15 protein-coding genes and 2 pseudogenes are annotated in these 19735 nt (G+C 63.9%); 10 read left to right on the forward strand and 7 right to left on the reverse strand.

Annotated features, from left to right (window positions below):
• Positions 1-6: 6 nt before the first annotated feature.
• Positions 7-516 carry a gluconokinase gene (locus R2B70_RS18940; RefSeq protein ID WP_042078405.1) on the reverse strand — a complete coding sequence of 170 codons (510 nt, stop codon included), beginning with the start codon at positions 514-516 and terminating at the stop codon, positions 7-9.
• A gap of 165 nt (positions 517-681) precedes the next feature.
• Between R2B70_RS18940 and R2B70_RS18945 the strand changes: the two genes are divergently transcribed.
• From R2B70_RS18945 to R2B70_RS18960, 4 genes are all read left to right on the forward strand, one after another.
• Complete coding sequence (locus R2B70_RS18945) at positions 682-2043, forward strand: GntP family permease (RefSeq protein WP_318162221.1); 1362 nt, start codon at positions 682-684, stop codon at positions 2041-2043.
• Between the two features lie 152 nt (positions 2044-2195).
• On the forward strand, positions 2196-3545 hold the full coding sequence (gene pssA, locus R2B70_RS18950; protein ID WP_042078402.1) for a CDP-diacylglycerol--serine O-phosphatidyltransferase: 1350 nt from the start codon (positions 2196-2198) through the stop codon (positions 3543-3545).
• Between the two features lie 156 nt (positions 3546-3701).
• Positions 3702-5771, forward strand: coding sequence for an ATP-dependent DNA helicase RecG (gene recG, locus R2B70_RS18955; protein WP_318162222.1), 2070 nt, complete (start codon positions 3702-3704; stop codon positions 5769-5771).
• 170 nt (positions 5772-5941) lie between these two features.
• A complete protein-coding gene (locus R2B70_RS18960; protein WP_318162223.1) occupies positions 5942-8014 on the forward strand; it encodes an AsmA-like C-terminal region-containing protein in 2073 nt (690 codons plus the stop codon).
• 46 nt (positions 8015-8060) lie between these two features.
• Here the strand turns inward: R2B70_RS18960 and R2B70_RS18965 are convergent, their stop codons facing one another.
• The 3 genes and pseudogenes from R2B70_RS18965 to R2B70_RS18975 form a co-directional block, all read right to left on the reverse strand.
• Positions 8061-8969, reverse strand: a complete 909-nt coding sequence (locus tag R2B70_RS18965; protein WP_042078399.1) for a bifunctional GNAT family N-acetyltransferase/hotdog fold thioesterase — start codon at positions 8967-8969, stop codon at positions 8061-8063.
• A gap of 139 nt (positions 8970-9108) precedes the next feature.
• Positions 9109-9213: pseudogene (locus R2B70_RS18970) on the reverse strand (GNAT family N-acetyltransferase); the annotation flags it as partial.
• 17 nt (positions 9214-9230) lie between these two features.
• Positions 9231-9335, reverse strand: a pseudogene (locus R2B70_RS18975) (GNAT family N-acetyltransferase); the annotation flags it as partial.
• A gap of 51 nt (positions 9336-9386) precedes the next feature.
• Between R2B70_RS18975 and R2B70_RS18980 the strand changes: the two are divergent.
• On the forward strand, positions 9387-10043 hold the full coding sequence (locus R2B70_RS18980) for a spermidine synthase (protein WP_216991254.1): 657 nt from the start codon (positions 9387-9389) through the stop codon (positions 10041-10043).
• A gap of 29 nt (positions 10044-10072) precedes the next feature.
• Here the strand turns inward: R2B70_RS18980 and dtd are convergent, their stop codons facing one another.
• The 3 genes from dtd to typA all read right to left on the reverse strand — a co-directional run bounded on the left by dtd (position 10073) and on the right by typA (position 13440).
• On the reverse strand, positions 10073-10510 hold the full coding sequence (dtd, locus tag R2B70_RS18985) for a D-aminoacyl-tRNA deacylase (RefSeq protein WP_042078397.1): 438 nt from the start codon (positions 10508-10510) through the stop codon (positions 10073-10075).
• Positions 10511-10585: 75 nt separating this feature from the next.
• The gene (locus R2B70_RS18990) at positions 10586-11458 is read right to left on the reverse strand and encodes a virulence factor BrkB family protein (protein WP_042078396.1); all 873 of its coding nucleotides are present in this window, start codon (positions 11456-11458) and stop codon (positions 10586-10588) included.
• A 170-nt stretch (positions 11459-11628) separates the two neighbouring features.
• A complete protein-coding gene (typA, locus tag R2B70_RS18995) occupies positions 11629-13440 on the reverse strand; it encodes a translational GTPase TypA (RefSeq protein ID WP_318162224.1) in 1812 nt (603 codons plus the stop codon).
• Positions 13441-13790: 350 nt separating this feature from the next.
• Here typA and glnA point away from each other — a divergent pair, with 350 nt between their 5' ends.
• From glnA to add, 5 genes are all read left to right on the forward strand, one after another.
• Positions 13791-15200 (forward strand): glutamate--ammonia ligase, encoded by a 1410-nt coding sequence (gene glnA / locus R2B70_RS19000; RefSeq protein ID WP_042078393.1) that lies wholly within the window; start codon positions 13791-13793, stop codon positions 15198-15200.
• A gap of 191 nt (positions 15201-15391) precedes the next feature.
• The gene (locus tag R2B70_RS19005; protein ID WP_042078392.1) at positions 15392-15961 is read left to right on the forward strand and encodes a DUF4124 domain-containing protein; all 570 of its coding nucleotides are present in this window, start codon (positions 15392-15394) and stop codon (positions 15959-15961) included.
• Positions 15962-16046: 85 nt separating this feature from the next.
• Positions 16047-17102: a nitrogen regulation protein NR(II) gene (glnL, locus tag R2B70_RS19010; protein WP_042078391.1), complete on the forward strand. Its 1056-nt coding sequence runs from the start codon at positions 16047-16049 to the stop codon at positions 17100-17102.
• 9 nt (positions 17103-17111) lie between these two features.
• Positions 17112-18530 carry a nitrogen regulation protein NR(I) gene (gene glnG / locus R2B70_RS19015; protein WP_042078390.1) on the forward strand — a complete coding sequence of 473 codons (1419 nt, stop codon included), beginning with the start codon at positions 17112-17114 and terminating at the stop codon, positions 18528-18530.
• Positions 18531-18671: 141 nt separating this feature from the next.
• Positions 18672-19673, forward strand: coding sequence for an adenosine deaminase (add, locus tag R2B70_RS19020; protein ID WP_318162225.1), 1002 nt, complete (start codon positions 18672-18674; stop codon positions 19671-19673).
• Positions 19674-19735: the final 62 nt, after the last annotated feature.

The raw sequence follows: 19735 nt of genomic DNA on the forward strand, positions 1-19735 counted from the left end.
CATGGCTCATTGCGCCTGCGCCAGCGCGGTGACGGCACGGTCGACCACCTGTTCGAAGGTCCCGTCGATATCGATGCGAAACACGCCGGGCTCGCCATCCGGTCGCTCCAGGGTATCAAACTGGCTTTGTACCATGGCTTCGCGCATGAAGTGGCCCTGCCGTGCCCGCATCCGCTCGAGAATGAGGGACTGGCTGCCATCCAGAAACAGGAAGTGTACCGAGTCGTTGCCCTCGCGGATCTGGTCGCGGTACTGCTTCTTGAGGGCCGAGCAGACGATGACGCCGAGCTCGTTCTTGCGCTCCAGGCTGTAGGCCGCGTCGCGGATCCGCTCCAGCCAGGGGGCCCTGTCTTCGTCGTTGAGCGGGTTGCCCGCTGCCATCTTCTGGATGTTCGCGCGAGGGTGCAGATCATCGCCGTCGATGAACTTGGCCCCCAGGGCATTGGCCACCTTGAGGCCGATGCTGGACTTGCCGCTGCCACACACACCCATCACGATAATGCACTTGCCCGCCATTATTTGACCTCTCTCTCACTTTTCAAAAAACGTTCGCTTGATGGGTTCTAAGCTACCACGTTACCGGTAACATGTTACCGGTAACGTTTCGCAATGTGAAGTGCAGCACAGAAATGTGCAGAACAACAACTAGAACCATTTGAGGACAATTTTATGGACGGAGCAATGAACACACCCGATGTCGCCTACCTGCTCTCGGTAGCGGGCGGAGCCATTGTCATGCTGCTGGTGCTGATCATGCGATTCAAGGTACATGCCTTCGTGGCATTGACCCTGGTCAGCATGCTGACGGCCCTGGCCACCGGGGTCACCTATGACCAGGTGATCCCCACCATGCTGACCGGCTTCGGCGGCACCCTGGCCTCGGTCGCGCTGCTGGTCGGCCTCGGCGCCATGATTGGCCGGATCCTGGAGATGACGGGGGGCGCCAAGGTACTGGCCGATACCCTGATCAACCGCTTCGGCTCCCACCGCGCCCCCTTCGCGCTCGGCATCGCCTCCCTGCTGTTCGGCTTCCCGATCTTCTTCGACGCCGGCCTCATCGTCATGCTGCCCATCATCTTCAGCGTGGCGAAGCAGTTCGGCGGCTCCGTCCTCAAGTATGCCCTGCCCTCCGCCGGCGCCTTCGCGGTGATGCACGCCTTCCTGCCGCCCCACCCGGGCCCGGTGGCCGCCAGCGAACTGCTGGGCGCCAACATCGGCCTGCTCACCGTCGTGGGCCTGCTGGTCGCGCTGCCCACCTGGTACCTGGGCGCCTACCTGTTCGGCCTCTGGTCCGGCAAGAAGTTTGAACTGCCCCTGCCCCCGAGCTTCACCGCCAGCGCCGAGCAGATCTCCGACAAGGCGCCGAGCTTCGGCCAGGTGCTCTCCATCCTGCTGCTGCCACTGGTGCTCATCTTCATGGATACCGGCCTCAACACCCTGAGCGTCATGGGCGTCATCGACAAGGGGGCCGACTGGGTCAACGTGCTGCGCATGGTCGGCAAGACGCCGGTGGCCCTGCTCATCACCGTGCTCTACGCCCTCTGGCTGTTCCGCCAGACCCAGGGCAAGGTGCAGCTCGAGAAGTTCTGCAACGACGCCCTGGCCCCGGTCTGCGCCGTCATCCTGGTGACCGGTGCCGGCGGCATGTTCGGCGGCGTGCTGCGGGCGAGCGGCATCGGCGCCGCCCTGGCTGACGTGCTCTCCGACACCGGCATGCCGGTGATCCTGGCGGCCTTCCTGGTGTCCGCCGCGCTGCGGGTCGCCCAGGGTTCCGCCACCGTGGCCCTGACCACCACCGCCGCCCTGATGGCGCCGACCGTGGCCGCCACCACAGGCCTGAGCGAGCTGGATCTGACCTTCATCGTCATCGCCATCGCCGGGGGCGCGACCGTGCTCTCCCACTTCAACGACTCCGGCTTCTGGCTGGTCAGCCGCTTCCTGAACATGGACGAGAAGACCACCCTCAAGACCTGGACCGTGATGGAGACGCTGCTCGGCACCATCGCCTTCCTCATCGTGGCCACGGCCAGCGCCATCCTGTAACGGGAACACATCGGGGCCGCATCCGTCGGCCCCGATGTGACTCTGCACCGACTTTTTACGGATTCTTGCTTGGGCCCATCGCCACAGATTGCTAGAATTGCCTATTCTTCGCCCCGAGTGGAACGCTTCATCCCGTGATTTCAGGCTTCTCTATGCATTCATCGGCACATTATCGACAGTTGCTGACCCGCTTACCCCAGATCGCGGTCGCCGCGGATCAGTTTCAGGTGCTCAGCAGCGCCAAGGACTTCAAGAGCCGGATCCTGTCGCTCATCGCCCATGCGACCCAGCGCATCTACCTGATCGCGCTCTATCTGCAGGATGACGAGGCGGGACGGGAGATCCTCTCCGCCCTCTATGCCGCCAAGCAGCGCAACCCCGCCCTCGACATCAAGGTGTTCGTCGACTTCCACCGCGCCCAGCGCGGCCTGATCGGCAAGGGCAAGCAGGGGGGCAACCACCTGATGTACCAGGCCATGGCCGCCCGCCACGAACACCAGATCGAGATCTACGGCGTGCCGGTCAAGGGCCGCGAACTGCTCGGGGTACTGCACCTCAAGGGCTTCATCTTCGACGACACCCTGCTCTACTCCGGCGCCAGCCTCAACGACATCTACCTGCACCAGCAGGAGCGCTACCGCTTCGATCGCTATCACCAGATCCACAGCCCGGCGCTGACTCGCAGCATGGTCAACTACGTGGATGACGTCTTCCTCGGCAGCGAGGCCGTCCAGCGGCTGGATCGCACCGGCATCCCCGGCGCCAAGCAGCTCAAGGGGCAGATCCGCCGCTTCAAGCAGCGCCTGCGCACCAGCCAGTACCGCTTCGAGAGCATCCCTGCCAACGCCCGGGAGGTCGCCGTGACCCCCATGGTGGGCCTGGGCAAGCGAGGCAACCAGCTCAACCGGATGATCCGCAACCTGGTGCGGGCTACCGAGCGGGAGATCTTCATCTGCACCCCCTACTTCAACCCCCCCAAGGAGTTGAACAAGGACGTGGAAGGGCTGCTCAGACGCGGCTGCAAGGTGACCATAGTGGTGGGCGACAAGACCGCCAACGACTTCTTCATCCCGCCGGAGGAGAAGTTCTCCACCATAGGCGGCCTGCCCTATCTCTACGAGACCAATCTGCGCAAGTTTGCCGAACGCAACCAGCACCACATCGACAACGGCCGGCTCAACCTCATGCTCTGGTGTTGCGACAAAAACTCCTATCACCTCAAGGGGATCTTCGTGGACGAGGAGTGGGCCCTGCTCACCGGCAACAACCTCAATCCCCGTGCCTGGGCGCTGGATCTGGAGAACGGCCTGCTGGTGCACGACCAGCACCACCACCTGCGCGAGCGCTTCCAGCAGGAGCGCGACTGCATCCTGGCCCATACCCGCCGCATCAGCCACTTCGACCAGATAGAGCAGATCAAGGACTACCCGGATCAGGTGCGCAAGCTGCTGGCCCGGATCCACAGGGTCAAGGCGCACCTGCTGCTCAAGCGCATCATCTGACCCGAACACAGCGCTTCCCCGTTCGTGACAAGGGCCTGCCATGTTCGGCAGGCCCTTGTCACATTCGGCCATCCCCGGCGACAACGCGGCTTGCATCGGGGCCGCAACAGCCCCTATCATCTGGACATATTTACAGTGTTTCCGGGCATCTAATTGATGAAATTGGATAAAATCTCCCTCGACAGCCTCAAGGGTGTCGGCAGCAAGATGCAGGAGAAGCTCGAGCGACTCGGGCTGGCCACGGTGCAGGATCTGCTGTTCCACCTCCCCCTGCGCTACGAGGACCGCACCCAGGTGTGGCCCATCGGCGATCTGCCGCCCGGCCTGCACGGCGCGGTCGAGGGCGAGATCCAGGACACCCAGCTGGTGATGGGGCGCCGCCGCATGCTGGTCTGCCGCATCGGCGACGGCACCGGCAGCCTGACCCTGCGCTTCTTCAACTTCACCGCCGCCCAGAAAAACAGCCTGGCCCCCGGCCGGTTGATCCGCTGCTTCGGCGAGACCCGTCCCGGTAAGTACGGACTGGAGATGGCCCACCCCGAGTACAAGCTGCTCGGCGAGGAGCAGGCCGGCCAGACCGAAGAGGCCCTCACCCCCGTCTACCCGACCACTGAGGGGCTGCGCCAGCTCACCCTGCGCAGCCTCACGGATCAGGCCCTGGCCCAGCTCGATCTCCATGGCGTCGAAGAGCTGCTGCCCGCCGGCCTCTATCCCCAGCAGATCGATCTCGCCGCCGCCCTGAAACTGCTGCACCGCCCGCCTCCCTCGGTGGCGCTGGCCCTGCTCGAGAGCGGTCAGCACCCGGCCCAGCAGCGGCTGGTGCTGGAGGAGCTGCTGGCCCACAACCTCTCGGTGCTGAAAGTCCGTGCCCAGGCACAGACCCAGCTCGCTCGCGCCCTCAAGCCGGCCCCCGCCCTGGTGGCGCAGCTGCTCGGCGCCCTGCCGTTCACCCCCACCGGCGCCCAGAACCGGGTGGTGGCGGAGATAGCCAGGGATCTGCAGCAGAGCCACCCCATGATGCGGCTGGTGCAGGGGGATGTGGGCTCCGGCAAGACCCTGGTCGCGGCACTGGCCGCCCTGCAGGCCATCGGCAACGGCTGCCAGGTGGGGCTGATGGCCCCGACCGAGCTGCTGGCCGAGCAGCACGCCATCAACTTCGCCAGGTGGCTGGAGCCGCTCGGCATCCAGGTCGGCTGGCTGGCGGGCAAGCAGAAGGGCAAGGCGCGGGAGGAGGCGCTGGCGGCCATCGCCGATGGCAGCGTCAAGATGGTGGTGGGTACCCATGCCATCTTCCAGGAGCAGGTGGTGTTCCAGCGCCTGGCCCTGGTCATCATCGACGAGCAGCACAGGTTCGGGGTGCACCAGCGCCTCGCCCTGCGGGAAAAGGGGGAGCGTGAAGGCGTCCACCCCCACCAGCTCATCATGACCGCCACCCCCATCCCCCGCACCCTGGCGATGACCGCCTATGCGGACCTCGACACCTCGGTCATCGACGAGCTGCCGCCGGGGCGCACCCCCATCACCACGGTCGCCCTGCCGGACAGTCGCCGGGGAGACGTGATCGAACGGGTCAGGCTTGCCTGCGAGGAGGGCAAGCAGGCCTACTGGGTCTGTACCCTGATCGAGGAGTCCGAGGTGCTGGAGTGCCAGGCCGCCGAGGACACCGCCGCCGAGCTGCAAACCCTGCTGCCCGGCCTGCACATCGGCCTGGTGCACGGCCGGATGCGCCCCGTCGAGAAACAGCGGGTGATGGAGGAGTTCAAGGCGGGCATACTGCAACTGCTGGTCGCCACCACTGTCATCGAGGTGGGGGTGGATGTGCCCAATGCCAGCCTGATGATCATCGAGAACCCGGAGCGGCTGGGGCTGGCCCAGCTGCATCAGCTGCGCGGCCGGGTCGGGCGGGGGTCCGTGGCCTCCCACTGCGTGCTGCTCTACCACGCGCCGCTCTCCAAGACGGCCCAGAGCCGGCTCGGGGTGCTGCGGGAGACCAACGACGGCTTCCTGATCGCCCAGCGGGATCTGGAGCTGCGCGGTCCGGGGGAATTGCTGGGTACCCGCCAGACCGGCCTCGCCGACCTCAAGATCGCCGACCTGGTGCGCGACCAGCCGCTCATCCCCCAGGTGCAGAAGATGGCACGCTTCCTGATGGACAAGCACCCGGCGCATGTCGAGCCCTTGATCCGCCGCTGGCTGGGCCTGCGGGATCACTACTCCAATGCTTGACCAAGGCCGATGCAGAAGATGGTCACATTGCCTGATGGATAGACACCTGGGGCACGTCGATCCGCTGATCCGCCGCTGGCTGGGCCTGCGAGACCACTACTCCAATGCCTGACCTGCGGGATCACGCTGCCAACGCCTGATCACTCAACCAATACAGGAGGAAAGCGCTTATGAATTCCTGGCTGCGCGGCCTGCTCTACACCCTCGCCTTCCTGCTGCTCTTCGTCTGGGTCGGTCTCGGTCTGTTCGACGCCGAACGCGCCAAGGGGCCCATCGCCGACTGGCTCAGCCGGCAGACCGGCGTGCCTGTCAGCATAGGCCGGCTGGTGTTCAATCCCCTGCACCCCTACACCCTGCTGGCGGAGCAGGTGCGCTACGGGGATGCGGTGCAGCTGGAGAAGATCTATCTGGAGGTGGAGAGCATCGACTGGCTGAACCGGGACGTGCGCATCGCCCACCTGGACCTCATCCGTCCCGCCATCAAGCTGCCACTCCCGAACCAGTTGCCGACGCTGCCGGTACACTCCCTCACCATCGCCGACAGCACCATAGACAACCTGAACCTGCAGAGCGAGGCCCTGACCCTACGCGGCCTGAGCGCCACCCTGAGCGATTGGGAGCTGATCGATCCGAGACGCCAGCCCCAGGTCAACCTGACCCTGGGCATCAACCAGCTGGAGACGCCCAGGTTCACCCTGGCCCGTCTCAGCCTCAAGGGGCGACTGGAGGGGCAGGTGCTGAGCACGGACAGGCTGAGCGCCAACCTGTTCGACGGCCTGCTCGAAACCGGCATGGTGCTGAACTGGCCAGAGCGCAGCCTGCAACTGCACGATCTCAAGGCAAGCGCCATGCGAGTCGAGCTCGGTGACATCCCGCCGGGTGAGTTCCCCCTGAACCGCATCACCCTGGACAGGGGCCAGCTTGCCCAGGTCAGCATCAATGCCATCGAGCAGGAACTCTCCCTCAACAACTTCAACGGCCAGCTCACCGCCTTCGACTGGCAGGCGGGCAGTCGTCCGAGCGGTTATCTCGCCGGCACCCTGGGGGATCTGGGGCGAGGCCTGTTTCAGCTGGAGGCCATCGAGGGCAAGCTCGCCTTCTCGCCCCGACAGCTCGATGCCGAGCTGAGGGGCAAGGCCTATGAGGGGGAGTTCAGCCTGGATCTCGCCCTCGATCCCCAGCAGCAGAAGCTGACACTCAAGGAGCTGACGCTGAGCGGCATGGACATCAGCCTGCCGGATGGTTGGTGGCAGGATTGGCAGGGCTGGCGGCCGCAGCAGATCGACGTGCGCAAGCTGGCCTTCGACAGGCTCAAGGTACTCTCCTTCGACGATGCCCTGCCCCTCTCCCTGACCGGCTGGCAGTTCTATCTGAACGACCTCGCCCTGCGGGGCAATCAGCCGGCTCCCCTGCTGGGGCGAGCCAGGGTCGAGAGCAAGTGGTTCGAGCTGGTGTGGGGCGGCCTCAGCGCCCGCAACGGCGAGCTGGGTGGCGAGCTGACCCCCGGCACCTGGCAGCTCAACAAGCTGACCAGCAGCCTGCCGGACGAGGGTTCTCTCAGCCTCAATGGCCAGTGGGGCAAGGCGCCCGGCCAGGAGAGCCGCCTGCAACTGCAGGGCAAGCAGCTGGATCTGGAGCTGTGGGGCAAGCTGCTGCACGCCCCTGTGTCGCTCGCGGGCAAGGTGGATCTGGCGGCACAGCTGCAGGCCGACCTCAACGGGCAACCCGACGAGGAGGTAGCCAAATGGCGCCGGACTCTCCAGGGCAGCCTGAGCCTGGAGAGCAGGGATCCCTTCTGGGACAAGGTCGGCATCGATCCCCTGCTGGATGCCTGGTTCAAGGAGCAGGCCCCCCCCGCCCTGACGCCGCAGGCGCTGTGGCAGGCGATGCAACGGGGAGACACCCCCTTCTATCACATCAGGCTGGACGCCAGGGCGGAGCAGGGCAAGGTGCGGATCGAGCGAGGCGGCGCCTCCACCATCACCCACCTGCTGGCGCTGCAAGGGGGGGTCGACCTGGCCGCCGACCAGTGGCAGCTGGACCTCGGGGTCCTGAACAAGCGGCGCTGCGCCGAACTGCTGGCCCGCTGGCGCGGCCCCCTCGCGGATCCCGGCCTGGAGTGGCAGTTCCCTACCGGGCAGGAGGCCTGCGGCTGGGAGGCTGGCGTGCGCTACCCGGCACAGGGGCGCAGCGGCCCGCTCTGGCGACCGCAGGCACCGGCCCCCACCACCGCATCCCAATAACGAACAAGGCCTCGCGATGAGGCCTTGTGGTAGAGCGCGCGCGGGATCAGCGCCCGCCGCGCTTGATGGGCAGCACCACGTACTGGCCGACGAATTCCACCGCCAGCTTGCGACCGCTGAACAGCTGGACCCGCAGGCTGAACTTGGCGGACTCCCCGCTCCTCAGCGGTTCGAGCACGGCAGGCATCCCCTCCCGGGCCACCCTGGCCTCAGGCTCCTCGCTCACGGGTCTGTAGTATTTGATGTTGCCCTCGGCCAACACGGTATCGCCCCCCAGGCCGGCTTCCTTGAGCTGCAACCAGATGAGGCCCCAGCCCGCCAGCACGCACTGGCTGTAGATGCTGCCGGCGAACATGGTGTCGTGAACGTTGAGGTTGGCCGCCAGGTTCGCCTTGAGGTGGAAGGTCTGGCCGTCGTAGTGGGTGATGTGCACCCCCATCTTCTCGCTGATGGGAATGCCCCGCGACCAGCGGGTGGTGAGGTCCTGGCACCACTCCGGGCGATACTGGATGGTCTGCAGCGGGCTCAGGGACTTGATCATCTGGCGGTGGGGAATGCGGCCGAAGGAGACAGGGCCTTCCCCCACTTCGAGAAATCCGCACTTGCGATAGAACTCCACCGCCTCCTGGCGGGCGTTCATCACCAGCCGCTTCACCTTCTCGTCGCGGGCCAGCTGCTCTAGATCCTCCACCATGCGGGCTCCCAGCCCCTGACCGCGGTACTCGGGGCGCAGCGCCATGAAGCGGATCTGGGCCTCGTCGCCACCGACGAAGAGCCGGCCCACGGCGATGGGGGTGCCATCCTCGGTGAGCATCAGCCGGTGAATGGCAACGCTGTCGTATTCGTCACGCTCGGAGCCCACGGGCAGGTTGAAGGGCTTGCGCAGAAGTTCCCAGCGCAACTGGTAATAGGCATCCAGCTCGGCTGCTGTTTGAGGAGTGACTACCCGATACATAAGACGATCCTTGAGTGTGCGCCGACGGACAGATTGAAGGGCTTGCGCACCCATGCCTCCCAGCGCAACTGACAATAGGCATCCAGCTCCGCTGGCGTTTGAGGAGTGACTACCCGATACATAAGGCGATCCTTGAGTTAGCGCCGACGGACAGATTGAAGGGCTTGCGCACCAATGCCTCCCAGCGCAACTGACAATAGGCATCCAGCTCGGCTGCTGTTTGAGGAATGACTACCCGATACATAAGGCGATCCTTGAGTGTGCGCCGACGGACAGATTGAAGGGCTTTCGCACCAATGCCGCCCAGCGCAACTGACAATAGGCATCCAGCTCCGCTGGCGTTTGGGGGGTGACCACCCGGTACATAGCGACATCCTTGAGTTACACTGGTCGAAAGCCATCTTGCCGTGCAAATTCATGGACTTCAATCTACAAGCGTACCAAGCCGATCACTTGTTGCACCTCAGTGTCAAACCCGCACGTCGCCTCTGTGTCCTGGAAAATGCCCGCCATCGCTGGCTGGAACTGGACGGCGTGGTGCAATCCGCCATGAGCCTCAGCCAACCATCGCACCTCTGCCTGCCCCATCAGCGGAGCATCGCCGAACGCCTGCCGGAGCGGGCAGGCCGGATCCTGGAGCTGGGGCTGGGCGGGGGGGATCTCACCCGCCATCTGGCGGCACGCTGGCCCGAGGCTCGCCATGACTGCGTGGATCTGGACGACGAGATCCTCACCCTGTTCCAGCAGTTTTTCCTGCCCCCGACGGGAGGCACACCACGGCTGCACCATGCCGATGCACTGCACTTCCTGCTGGAAAGCCGGGAGCAGTACGATCTGGTGCTGCTGGACCTGTTCAGCCAGGACGGCAACCCCCTGCTGCTGTTCCAGACCCCGCTCTATCGGGCGCTGGCCCAGCGCCTGTGCGGCACTCTCATCGTCAACCTGCTGCCCCGCACCCGACTGGAGCAGGACCAGGCGCTGAAACTGGCGCGGGAGTGGATAGGCCCCACCACGGCCCACGGGGTGCCCGGCTATCGCAACGTGATCCTGCACGCCACCCGCCAGCAGGCGTAACGCCGATCTGCGAGCCGTCAGTATTGGCCCTAGACCTGCAGCCAGAAGGTCACGGGCCCGTCGTTAAGCAGCCTCACCTTCATGTCGGCGGCGAAGCGGCCGGTCTCGGTCGGTACGCCCCCTTCCCTGGCCCGGGCCACGAAGTAGTCGTAGAGCCGCTCGGCCTCGCTCGGGTGCGCCCCGCCGGAGAAGCTGGGCCTCATCCCCTTCTGGGTGTCCGCCGCCAGGGTGAACTGGGAGACCACCAGCAGGCTGCCCCCAACCTGTCCTACGTTGAGGTTCATCTTGCCCTGCTCGTCGGAAAAGATGCGATAACCGCTCACCTTGTGCAGCAGCTTGTCGGCCTTGGCCTCGTCATCCCCCTGCTCCACCCCGAGCAGCACCAGCAGACCCTGGCCTATGGCCCCGGTCACCTCTCCTTCTACCGTCACGCTGGCCTCGCTGACCCGCTGAATCAGTGCAATCACCCGCAACTCCTTTGTCTTGTCAGAAACGCACGACCGCCCGAAGGCGGTCGTAGATGTTAGCAATAAGCGATGGGGTCAGCCCAGCTCCTCTGCGCCCGGCTTCTCGTATTCACCGAGGCAGGCGGTGGTCTCGGCCCCCAGCAACACCACCAGCCAGCTCAGATACACCCAGACGAACAGGATGGGGATGGTTGCCAGGGCACCATAGATGGCCTGGTAGGAGGGGAAGTTGGTGATGTAGATGGCGAAGCCACGTTTGGCCAGCTCGAACAGGGAGGCCGCCACCAGGGCGCCGATGAAGGCGTGGGTCAGCCGCACCCGGCAGTTCGGCACCACGGTATAGATCAGCAGGAAGGTGAGCACGGAGAAGAGGAACGGCAGGCTGCGCAGCAGCAGGTAACCGATGCCGAACAGGCTGTCCGCGGCGAACAGCTTGAGGGAGAGGATATAGGAGGAGATGGCGAGGCTGGCACCGATGAGCACGGGGCCCAGGGTCAGGATCATCCAGTACATGGCGAACGCCTGGGCCAGGGGCCGGCTCCGGGTCGAGCGCCAGATGTAGTTGAGGTTCTTGTCGATGGCCGAGATGAGCATGAGCGCCACCACGATCAGGGCGCCGATGCCGACCGCCGTGGTGTTGGTGGCGTTGGCCACGAAGCCGTCGATGTACTCCTTGAGCATCTCCCCGGCGGTGGGCACGAAGTTGTGGTAAACGAACTGCTCCATCCCCTGCTTCAGGCTCTGGAACACCGGAAAGGCCGACATCATGCCGAACACCACGGCGATCATGGGCACCAGGGAGAGCAGGGTGACATAGGCCAGGTAGCCCGCGGTGACCGTCAACCTGTCCTGCTGGAAGCGGCCCCAGACGAACTGGGCGAAGTGGGCACCATCGTGGCGCAAGAAGGAGAGGAAGTGGGCCAGGCGGCCACGGATCTGCTGCTGCATCTTGATTCTCGTAAGCGTCGTCATGCAGACATTGTGTCAGATAGGGTGGCCATTTGACCACCCGAGCACCTGCCGGGGAAGTCCAGCCCAAGCGGGGGGAAGCCCTGTTCCCGCCTTTTGGCCATAAAAAAAGAGGCCCGCAGGCCTCCTTCTATCGCTGATGCAGCGGCTCAAGCACGACCGGCGCGCTTGCGATCCAGCTCGGTCAGCAGCTTCTTGCGGATACGGATGCTCTTCGGCGTCACTTCCACCAGCTCGTCGTTGTCGATGAACTCCAGGGCCTGCTCCAGAGACATGCGGATCGGCGGAGTCAGCACCTGGGCTTCGTCGGTACCGGAGGCACGCATGTTGGTCAGCTGTTTGCCCTTCAGGCAGTTCACGGTCAGATCGTTGGAGCGGGAGTGGATACCGATCACCTGGCCTTCGTACACCTCGGTCGCGTGACCGATGAACAGACGACCGCGGTCTTGCAGACCGAACAGGGCATAGGTCAGGGCCTTGCCGGTGGCGTTGGAGATCAGCACGCCGTTCTGGCGCTCACCGATGCTGCCACCCTTGTGCGGACCGTAGTGGTCGAAGGTGTGGTACAGCAGGCCGGTACCCGAGGTCAGGGTCATGAACTCGGTCTGGAAGCCGATCAGGCCACGGCTCGGGATCATGAAGTCGAGGCGGACACGACCCTTGCCATCCGGGGTCATGTTGGTCATTTCGCCCTTGCGCAGACCCAGTTGCTCCATGACGGAACCCTGGTGCGCTTCTTCCACGTCGACAGTGACGGTTTCGAACGGTTCTTGCAGTTCGCCATTCACGGTGCGCAGGATCACTTCCGGACGGGATACCGCCAGCTCGTAACCTTCGCGACGCATGTTTTCGATCAGAATGGAGAGGTGCAGCTCACCACGGCCGGAGACGCGGAACTTGTCCGGATCATCGGTCTCTTCCACGCGCAGGGCCACGTTGTGGACCAGCTCCTGGTTCAGACGCTCCAGGATGTTGCGGGAGGTGACGAACTTGCCCTCTTTGCCGGCGAACGGAGAGGTGTTGACCTGGAAGGTCATGTTCACGGTCGGCTCGTCAACGGAGAGCGGCGGCAGCGCCTCGACGGCACCGTTGTCACAGATGGTGTCGGAGATCTTCAGCTCGCCCAGACCGGTGATGGCGATGATGTCGCCCGCTTGCGCGTCGGCCACTTCGGTACGGGACAGACCCAGGTAACCCAGCACCTGACCGACCTTGCCGGTACGGTTCTTGCCGTTGGCACCAACGATGGTGACCTGCTGGTTGGTCTTGACGCGACCACGGGTGATACGGCCGATGCCGATGACGCCAACATAGGAGTTGTAGTCCAGCTGGGAGATCTGCATCTGGAAACCGCCTTCGGTATCCGCAGCAGGGGCTTCGACGTTGTCGACGATGGCCTGGAACAGGGGTTCCATGTTGTCGGACGGTACGTCTTGGTCCAGGGTGGCCCAACCGTTCAGTGCAGAGGCGTAAACAACCTTGAAGTCCAGTTGCTCATCGGTGGCACCCAGGTTGTCGAACAGATCGAAGACCTGATCCATTACCCAGTCAGGACGCGCACCCGGACGGTCGATCTTGTTGATGACCACGATGGGCTTCAGACCCTGGGCGAATGCCTTCTGGGTCACGAAACGGGTTTGCGGCATCGGGCCGTCAACGGCGTCAACCAGCAGCAGCACGGAGTCAACCATGGAGAGCACGCGCTCAACTTCACCACCGAAGTCGGCGTGACCCGGGGTATCCACGATGTTGATGCGGTAGTCGTTCCAGCGGATCGCGGTGTTCTTGGCGAGAATGGTGATGCCACGTTCCCGTTCCAGATCATTGGAGTCCATGATCCGTTCCTGACCTTCGCTGGTGCGATCCAGGGTGCCGGATTGCTGCAGCAGCTTATCAACCAGCGTCGTCTTGCCGTGGTCAACGTGCGCAATAATCGCAATATTGCGTAAATTCTCTAACATTCTCGCCTCAAATCACCGGGTAAAATTGGGCGCTAATTGTACTCTCGCCTTTGTGATCTGCCTAGCAGAATTGCAACACATTCGCGCACGACAGGGGATCGGGATCATGGACCCCGGGTCAAAAGCCTGCTTAGATGGCCTGGATACGCTGGCGCACCATCCTGGTGCACCAAAACGATCCAAGGTTGCACCACTTTAATGCAGCAACCGGCTTGAGAACGGGTGTCCCGACAGCCTGAAACGGTGCAAGTGCCCTGAAATCAAGCTGTCACAAACTTGGCACGATACTGGCTTATGTGAATACGACGACGCATTCACCCAAAGAGTTTTAACACCGGAGGTTACTTAGCATGTCAGCCCAGAACGTTTTGGCCCTGATCCAGGAACACGAAGTCAAGTTTGTTGATCTGCGTTTTACCGACACCAAGGGTAAAGAGCAGCATGTATCCATCCCTGCCCACCAGGTCGACGAAGACTTCTTCGAAGACGGCAAGATGTTCGATGGCTCCTCCATCGGCGGCTGGAAGGGCATCAACGAGTCTGACATGGTGCTGATGCCGGATGCGGCCTCCGCCAAGCTGGATCCCTTCACCGAAGAGACCACCCTGAACATCGTCTGTGACGTGCTGGAACCTGCCACCATGCAGGGCTACGACCGCGACCCGCGCTCCATCGCCAAGCGCGCCGAAGACTTCCTGAAGTCCAGCGGCATCGCCGACACCGTGCTGTTCGGGCCGGAGCCGGAATTCTTCATGTTCGACAACATCACCTTCTCCAACACCATGGGCCACAGCTTCGTGAAGATCGAATCCGAAGAAGCTGCCTGGAACTCGGGTACCGAATACGAGCACGGCAACAAGGGTCACCGTCCCTTCGTCAAGGGCGGCTACTTCCCGGTTGCACCGGTTGACTCCTCCCAGGACATCCGTGCCGCCATGTGTCTGGTGCTGGAAGAGATGGGCCAGGTCGTCGAGGCTCACCACCACGAAGTGGCGACCGCCGGTCAGAACGAGATCGCGACCCGCTTCAACACCCTCACCCTGAAGGCTGACGAAGTCCAGGTTCTGAAGTACGTGATCCACAACGTGGCCCACGCCTACAACAAGACCGTCACCTTCATGCCGAAACCCATGTTCGGTGACAACGGCTCCGGCATGCACTGCCACCAGTCCCTGGCCAAAGACGGCGTCAACCTGTTCGCAGGCGACCTGTACGGCGGTCTGTCCGAGATGGCACTGCACTACATCGGCGGCATCATCAAGCACGCCAAGGCCATCAACGCCTTCGCCAACCCGACCACCAACTCCTACAAGCGTCTGGTGCCGGGCTATGAAGCCCCGGTCATGCTGGCCTACTCCGCCCGCAACCGCTCCGCGTCCATCCGCATTCCGGTTGTGCCGAGCCCGAAAGCCCGCCGCATCGAAGTACGCTTCCCGGATCCGGCTGCCAACCCCTACCTGGCCTTCGCAGCTCAGCTGATGGCCGGCCTGGACGGCATCATCAACAAGATCCATCCGGGCGATGCCATGGACAAGAACCTGTACGACCTGCCGCCGGAAGAGGCTGCCGAAGTACCGACCGTTGCCGGTTCCCTGGACGAGGCGCTGGCCGCCCTGGACGCAGACCGCGAGTTCCTGACCCGTGGTGGCGTGTTCAGCGACGACTTCATCAACTCCTACCTGGAGCTGAAGCAGCACGACGTAGACCGCGTCCGCATGACTCCGCACCCGCTGGAGTTCGAGCTGTACTACTCCGTCTAATCCGCATCCTAGTGACAAACCCGCCATCTGGCGGGTTTTTTCATTCAGGAGGTGGAAAACCATCGGGATGCTCGCAGTCCCCCGGCGGGGCCATCCCCACCTGACAGCACGGCTGTCATCAGACAACCGACTGTCGGCCCGATGGTTTTTTCTCTGATAGGATTAAGGTGAACCCCGTCAAGGAGAGATGGATGAACACTGCACCCTGGATGCTGAGCCTCTTGCTGATGGCCGCCTGCACCGCTCAAGCGGCCAGAGTCTACTCCTGGGTCGACCCCCAGGGGGTGACCCACTACACCGATGCCCCTCCCCCGGGCAAGAACGCGAAGGAAGTGGACATGCGGGTCTCGCCCCTCATCGGCACTTCCCCCCACTCGGTCCAGGTCGAGGATTTCAACAGCCTGACCGGCGTCGACGCCAGGAAGGCCCTGGAGGCCGCCCCCCTGGAGATCGAGCTGCTCTCCCCCGAACCGGGCAGCACCCTGAGGGACAACACCGGCAACATCGTCTTCCAGGGTCAGGTCTCTCCCCAACCCCCGGCGCAATACGACGTGCGCCTGCTGCTGAACGGCAAAGCGGTCCCCATAGTCCACAACAGCCTGGCCATCCGGGTGGAAAACCTCGATCGCGGTGCCTACGAGGCGCGTCTCGAGCTGCTCGCCAAAGACGGTACGATCCTTGCTAAATCTAAACCAGCCACCTTTTACCTGCACAGAGCGACCGTGAATCAGGCTCCCAAGGCCACCCCCAAGGCCGATTAGGGTGATGTGACGCACCGATGCGGGTAAACTTGATGCACTATATTGGTGCATATCAGGTGTGCAGCACCGTTTTAGGGAGAAACCTGTGCCAACCCGCATGGATCACGCCAAGACACTCTTGGACAACCTGCTGACCGCCGTCATCCTGATGGATGAGCGGCTCTGCATTCAATTCGTCAACCCGGCGGCAGAACAGCTGCTTTCCCTCAGTGAGCGGCGACTCATCGGGATCGAGCTGCCCCACCTGCTGGAGCACATCTCCCTCGACCTGCAGCGCTTCAAGCAGTGCCTCATTTCGGGGCAGGGCTTCACCGACAGCGAAGTCACCCTGGTGGTGGAGGGGGAGCCCAGGCTGGTGGAGATCAGCGTCAGTCCCATGGCCGATCACGAGCAGCGATTGATGGTGGTGGAGCTGCGCAAGATCGATCAGCAGAAGAAGATCAGCCAGGAGTTGCAGCAGCACGCCCAGCAACAGGCGGCGAAGGAGCTGGTGCGCGGCCTGGCCCACGAGATCAAGAATCCCCTCGGCGGCCTGCGCGGGGCGGCCCAGCTGCTGCAGAAGGAGCTGCCGGATCCGGCCCTGCGCGAATACACCGGCATCATCATCGAGCAGGCGGATCGCCTGCGGGTGCTGGTCGATCGCCTGCTCGGCCCCCAGCGGCCCGGGCGTCACCAGATGCACAACGTCCACTCCGTGCTGGAACAGGTGCGCCGCTTGGTGGATCTGGAGCTGCCGCCCCAGATCCGCATCGAACGGGACTACGATCCCAGCATTCCCGAATTCGAGATGGAATCGGATCAGCTGCAGCAGGCGTTTCTCAACATAGTGCGCAATGCCGCCGAGGCCCTCGGGGATCAGGCCGGGCTTATCCGCATCAAGACCCGCACCGCCTTCCAGATCACCATCCACGGCCAGCGCTACCGCCTGGCGGCCGAGATCAAGATCATCGACAACGGCCCCGGCATTCCCGACGCCATTCGCGACACCCTCTTCTATCCCATGATCACCGGCAAGGAGGGGGGGACCGGCCTCGGCCTCTCCATCGCCCAGAATCTGATCGATCAGCACAAGGGGCGCATCGACTGCATCAGCTGGCCCGGCCATACCGAATTCACCATCTATCTACCACTTCGCAAGTAAGGGAACCTCATGACAGCAAAAGTGTGGATCGTCGATGACGACAGTTCTATCCGCTGGGTTCTGGAGCGCACCCTTGGCAGCGAAGGCTTCGAATGCGAGAGCTTCGCCGACGGCGAAGCCCTGCTGAGCTCCCTGGAGGTGCGTTCGCCGGACGTGATCCTCTCGGACATCCGCATGCCGGGCATCGACGGCCTGAGCCTGCTGGAGCAGATCCACCGCCGCCAGGCCGATCTGCCCATCATCATCATGACGGCGCACTCGGACCTCGACTCCGCGGTCAACGCCTACCAGCGCGGCGCCTTCGAATACCTGCCCAAGCCGTTCGACATCGACGAAGCGGTCAGCCTGGTGCGCCGTGCCGAGAACCACCTCAAGGAGCAGCGCACCAAGCGCAAGGCACGCCAGCAGGAGGCCACCACCACGCCGGAGATCATCGGTGAAGCCCCCGCCATGCAGGAGGTATTCCGCGCCATCGGCCGGCTGTCGCGCTCCAGCATCTCGGTGCTGATCAACGGCCAGAGCGGCACTGGCAAGGAGCTGGTCGCCCACGCCCTGCACAAGCACAGCCCCCGGGCCCACAAGAACTTCATCGCCCTCAACATGGCGGCCATCCCCAAGGATCTCATCGAATCCGAGCTATTCGGCCACGAGAAGGGAGCCTTCACCGGCGCCAACAACATCCGCCACGGCCGCTTCGAGCAGGCCGACGGCGGCACCCTGTTTCTCGACGAGATAGGCGACATGCCGCTGGACGTGCAGACCCGGTTGCTGCGGGTGCTGGCGGACGGCCAGTTCTACCGGGTCGGCGGCCACCAGCCGGTGCAGGTGGACGTGCGGATCATCGCCGCCACCCACCAGAATCTGGAAAAACGGGTCGCCGACGGCGAGTTTCGGGAAGACCTGTTCCACCGCCTCAACGTCATCCGCATCCATATCCCCGCCCTCAAGGAGCGGCGGGAAGACATCCCCCAGCTCGCCCAGCACTTCCTGCTGCGCGCCGCCAAGGAACTCAACGTGGAAGCCAAGAGTCTGCACCCGGATACCCAGGCCTACATCAGCCGCCTGCCCTGGCCGGGCAACGTGCGCCAGCTGGAGAACGTCTGCCGCTGGTTGACGGTGATGGCCTCGGGCCAGGAGGTGCTGGTGAGCGACCTGCCCACCGAGCTGCTGACGCCCATCACCAGCACGGCGGAGCCGGGTCAGCCCGCCCTGACCGGCGGCTGGCAGCAGCAGTTGCAGGACTGGGTGGCCGCCAAGCTGGCCCTGGGCGAGACCGACATCCTGGCGGATGCCATGCCCCAGTTCGAACGGATCATGCTGGAGACGGCCCTGGATCACACCCACGGTCACAAGCAGGAGGCCGCCCGCCTGCTCGGCTGGGGCCGCAATACCCTGACCCGCAAGCTCAAGGAGCTCGACATTCCCTGAGCCTTCGGGAAAAACGATTCCCATCACGCCTTGAGGGAAAGCCTGACCAATCCGACCCCGTTTGCCTGCAAACGGGGTATCTTTTTCAGGCGTCCCGCCTAGAATGGCAGGCTTTCCAACCCGACTCGCAGAAGGTGCCCCATGATTGACAGATCCCTCCCCCTGACCGACCTGCATCGCCATCTGGACGGCAATATCCGCCCGCAGACCATTCTCGAGCTGGGGCGTCAGCACAACGTCCAGCTGCCGGCCGATGAGCTGGAGACCCTGCGCCCCCACGTGCAGATCGTCGAGAACGAGCCGAGTCTGGTTGCCTTCCTGAAGAAACTGGACTGGGGCGTGGCCGTGCTGGCCGACTACGACGCCTGCCGCCGGGTGGCCTACGAGAACGTGGAAGATCTGCTGCGTGCCGGCATCGACTATGCGGAGCTGCGCTTCAGCCCGGCCTATATGGCGATGACCCACAAGCTGCACCCCCAGGGCGTGGTGGAAGCCATCGTTGACGGCGTGGCCGCCGGCAGCCGCGACTTCGGCATCAAGACCAACCTCATCGGCATCATGAGCCGCACCTTCGGCACCGAGCAGTGCCGCACCGAGCTGGACGCCTGCCTGGCCCTGCGCGACAAACTGGTTGCCATCGATCTGGCCGGCGACGAGCTGGGCTTCCCGGGGGAGCTCTTCACCGACCACTTCCGCCGGGTGCGAGATGCGGGAATGCGCGTGACGGTGCACGCCGGTGAGGCGGCCGGCCCGGAGAGCATGTGGCAGGCCATTCGCGATCTCGGTGCCGAGCGCATCGGTCACGGCGTCAAGGCGATCCAGGACCCTGCTCTGATGGCCTATCTGGCAGAGCACCGCATCGGCATCGAGTCCTGCCTCACCTCCAACCTGCAGACCACCACGGTGGCGAACCTCGCCGAGCACCCCATCCGCCAGTTCCTGGCCGCCGGTGTGCTGGCCTGCCTCAATACCGACGATCCCGCAGTCGAAGGCATTGACCTTCCCCACGAGTACGAGGTGGCCGCACCGGCCGCCGGCATGACGCCAGGCGAGATCCGCACCGCCCAGCAGAACGGCCTGACCCTGGCCTTCCTGAGCGATGGCGAGAAGGCCGAGCTGAGCGCCCGCGCCGCCCGCCGCTAAATCCCGACCCGCCCAATAAAAAAACCGCCGAGAGGCGGTTTTTTTATTTTCCAACGACATCG

It is taken from the genome of Aeromonas sp. XH, assembly GCF_033348475.1.
GTDB lineage: Bacteria > Pseudomonadota > Gammaproteobacteria > Enterobacterales > Aeromonadaceae > Aeromonas > Aeromonas sanarellii.

Coding starts and splice junctions, on each gene's coding strand:
- R2B70_RS18940 (WP_042078405.1), bottom strand. CDS start 516: ATGGCGGGCAAGTGCATTATCGTGATGGGTGTGTGTGGCAGCGGCAAG.
- R2B70_RS18945 (WP_318162221.1), top strand. CDS start 682: ATGAACACACCCGATGTCGCCTACCTGCTCTCGGTAGCGGGCGGAGCC.
- pssA (WP_042078402.1), top strand. CDS start 2,196: ATGCATTCATCGGCACATTATCGACAGTTGCTGACCCGCTTACCCCAG.
- recG (WP_318162222.1), top strand. CDS start 3,702: ATGAAATTGGATAAAATCTCCCTCGACAGCCTCAAGGGTGTCGGCAGC.
- R2B70_RS18960 (WP_318162223.1), top strand. CDS start 5,942: ATGAATTCCTGGCTGCGCGGCCTGCTCTACACCCTCGCCTTCCTGCTG.
- R2B70_RS18965 (WP_042078399.1), bottom strand. CDS start 8,969: ATGTATCGGGTAGTCACTCCTCAAACAGCAGCCGAGCTGGATGCCTAT.
- R2B70_RS18980 (WP_216991254.1), top strand. CDS start 9,387: ATGGACTTCAATCTACAAGCGTACCAAGCCGATCACTTGTTGCACCTC.
- R2B70_RS18990 (WP_042078396.1), bottom strand. CDS start 11,458: ATGCAGCAGCAGATCCGTGGCCGCCTGGCCCACTTCCTCTCCTTCTTG.
- typA (WP_318162224.1), bottom strand. CDS start 13,440: ATGTTAGAGAATTTACGCAATATTGCGATTATTGCGCACGTTGACCAC.
- glnA (WP_042078393.1), top strand. CDS start 13,791: ATGTCAGCCCAGAACGTTTTGGCCCTGATCCAGGAACACGAAGTCAAG.
- R2B70_RS19005 (WP_042078392.1), top strand. CDS start 15,392: ATGAACACTGCACCCTGGATGCTGAGCCTCTTGCTGATGGCCGCCTGC.
- glnG (WP_042078390.1), top strand. CDS start 17,112: ATGACAGCAAAAGTGTGGATCGTCGATGACGACAGTTCTATCCGCTGG.
- add (WP_318162225.1), top strand. CDS start 18,672: ATGATTGACAGATCCCTCCCCCTGACCGACCTGCATCGCCATCTGGAC.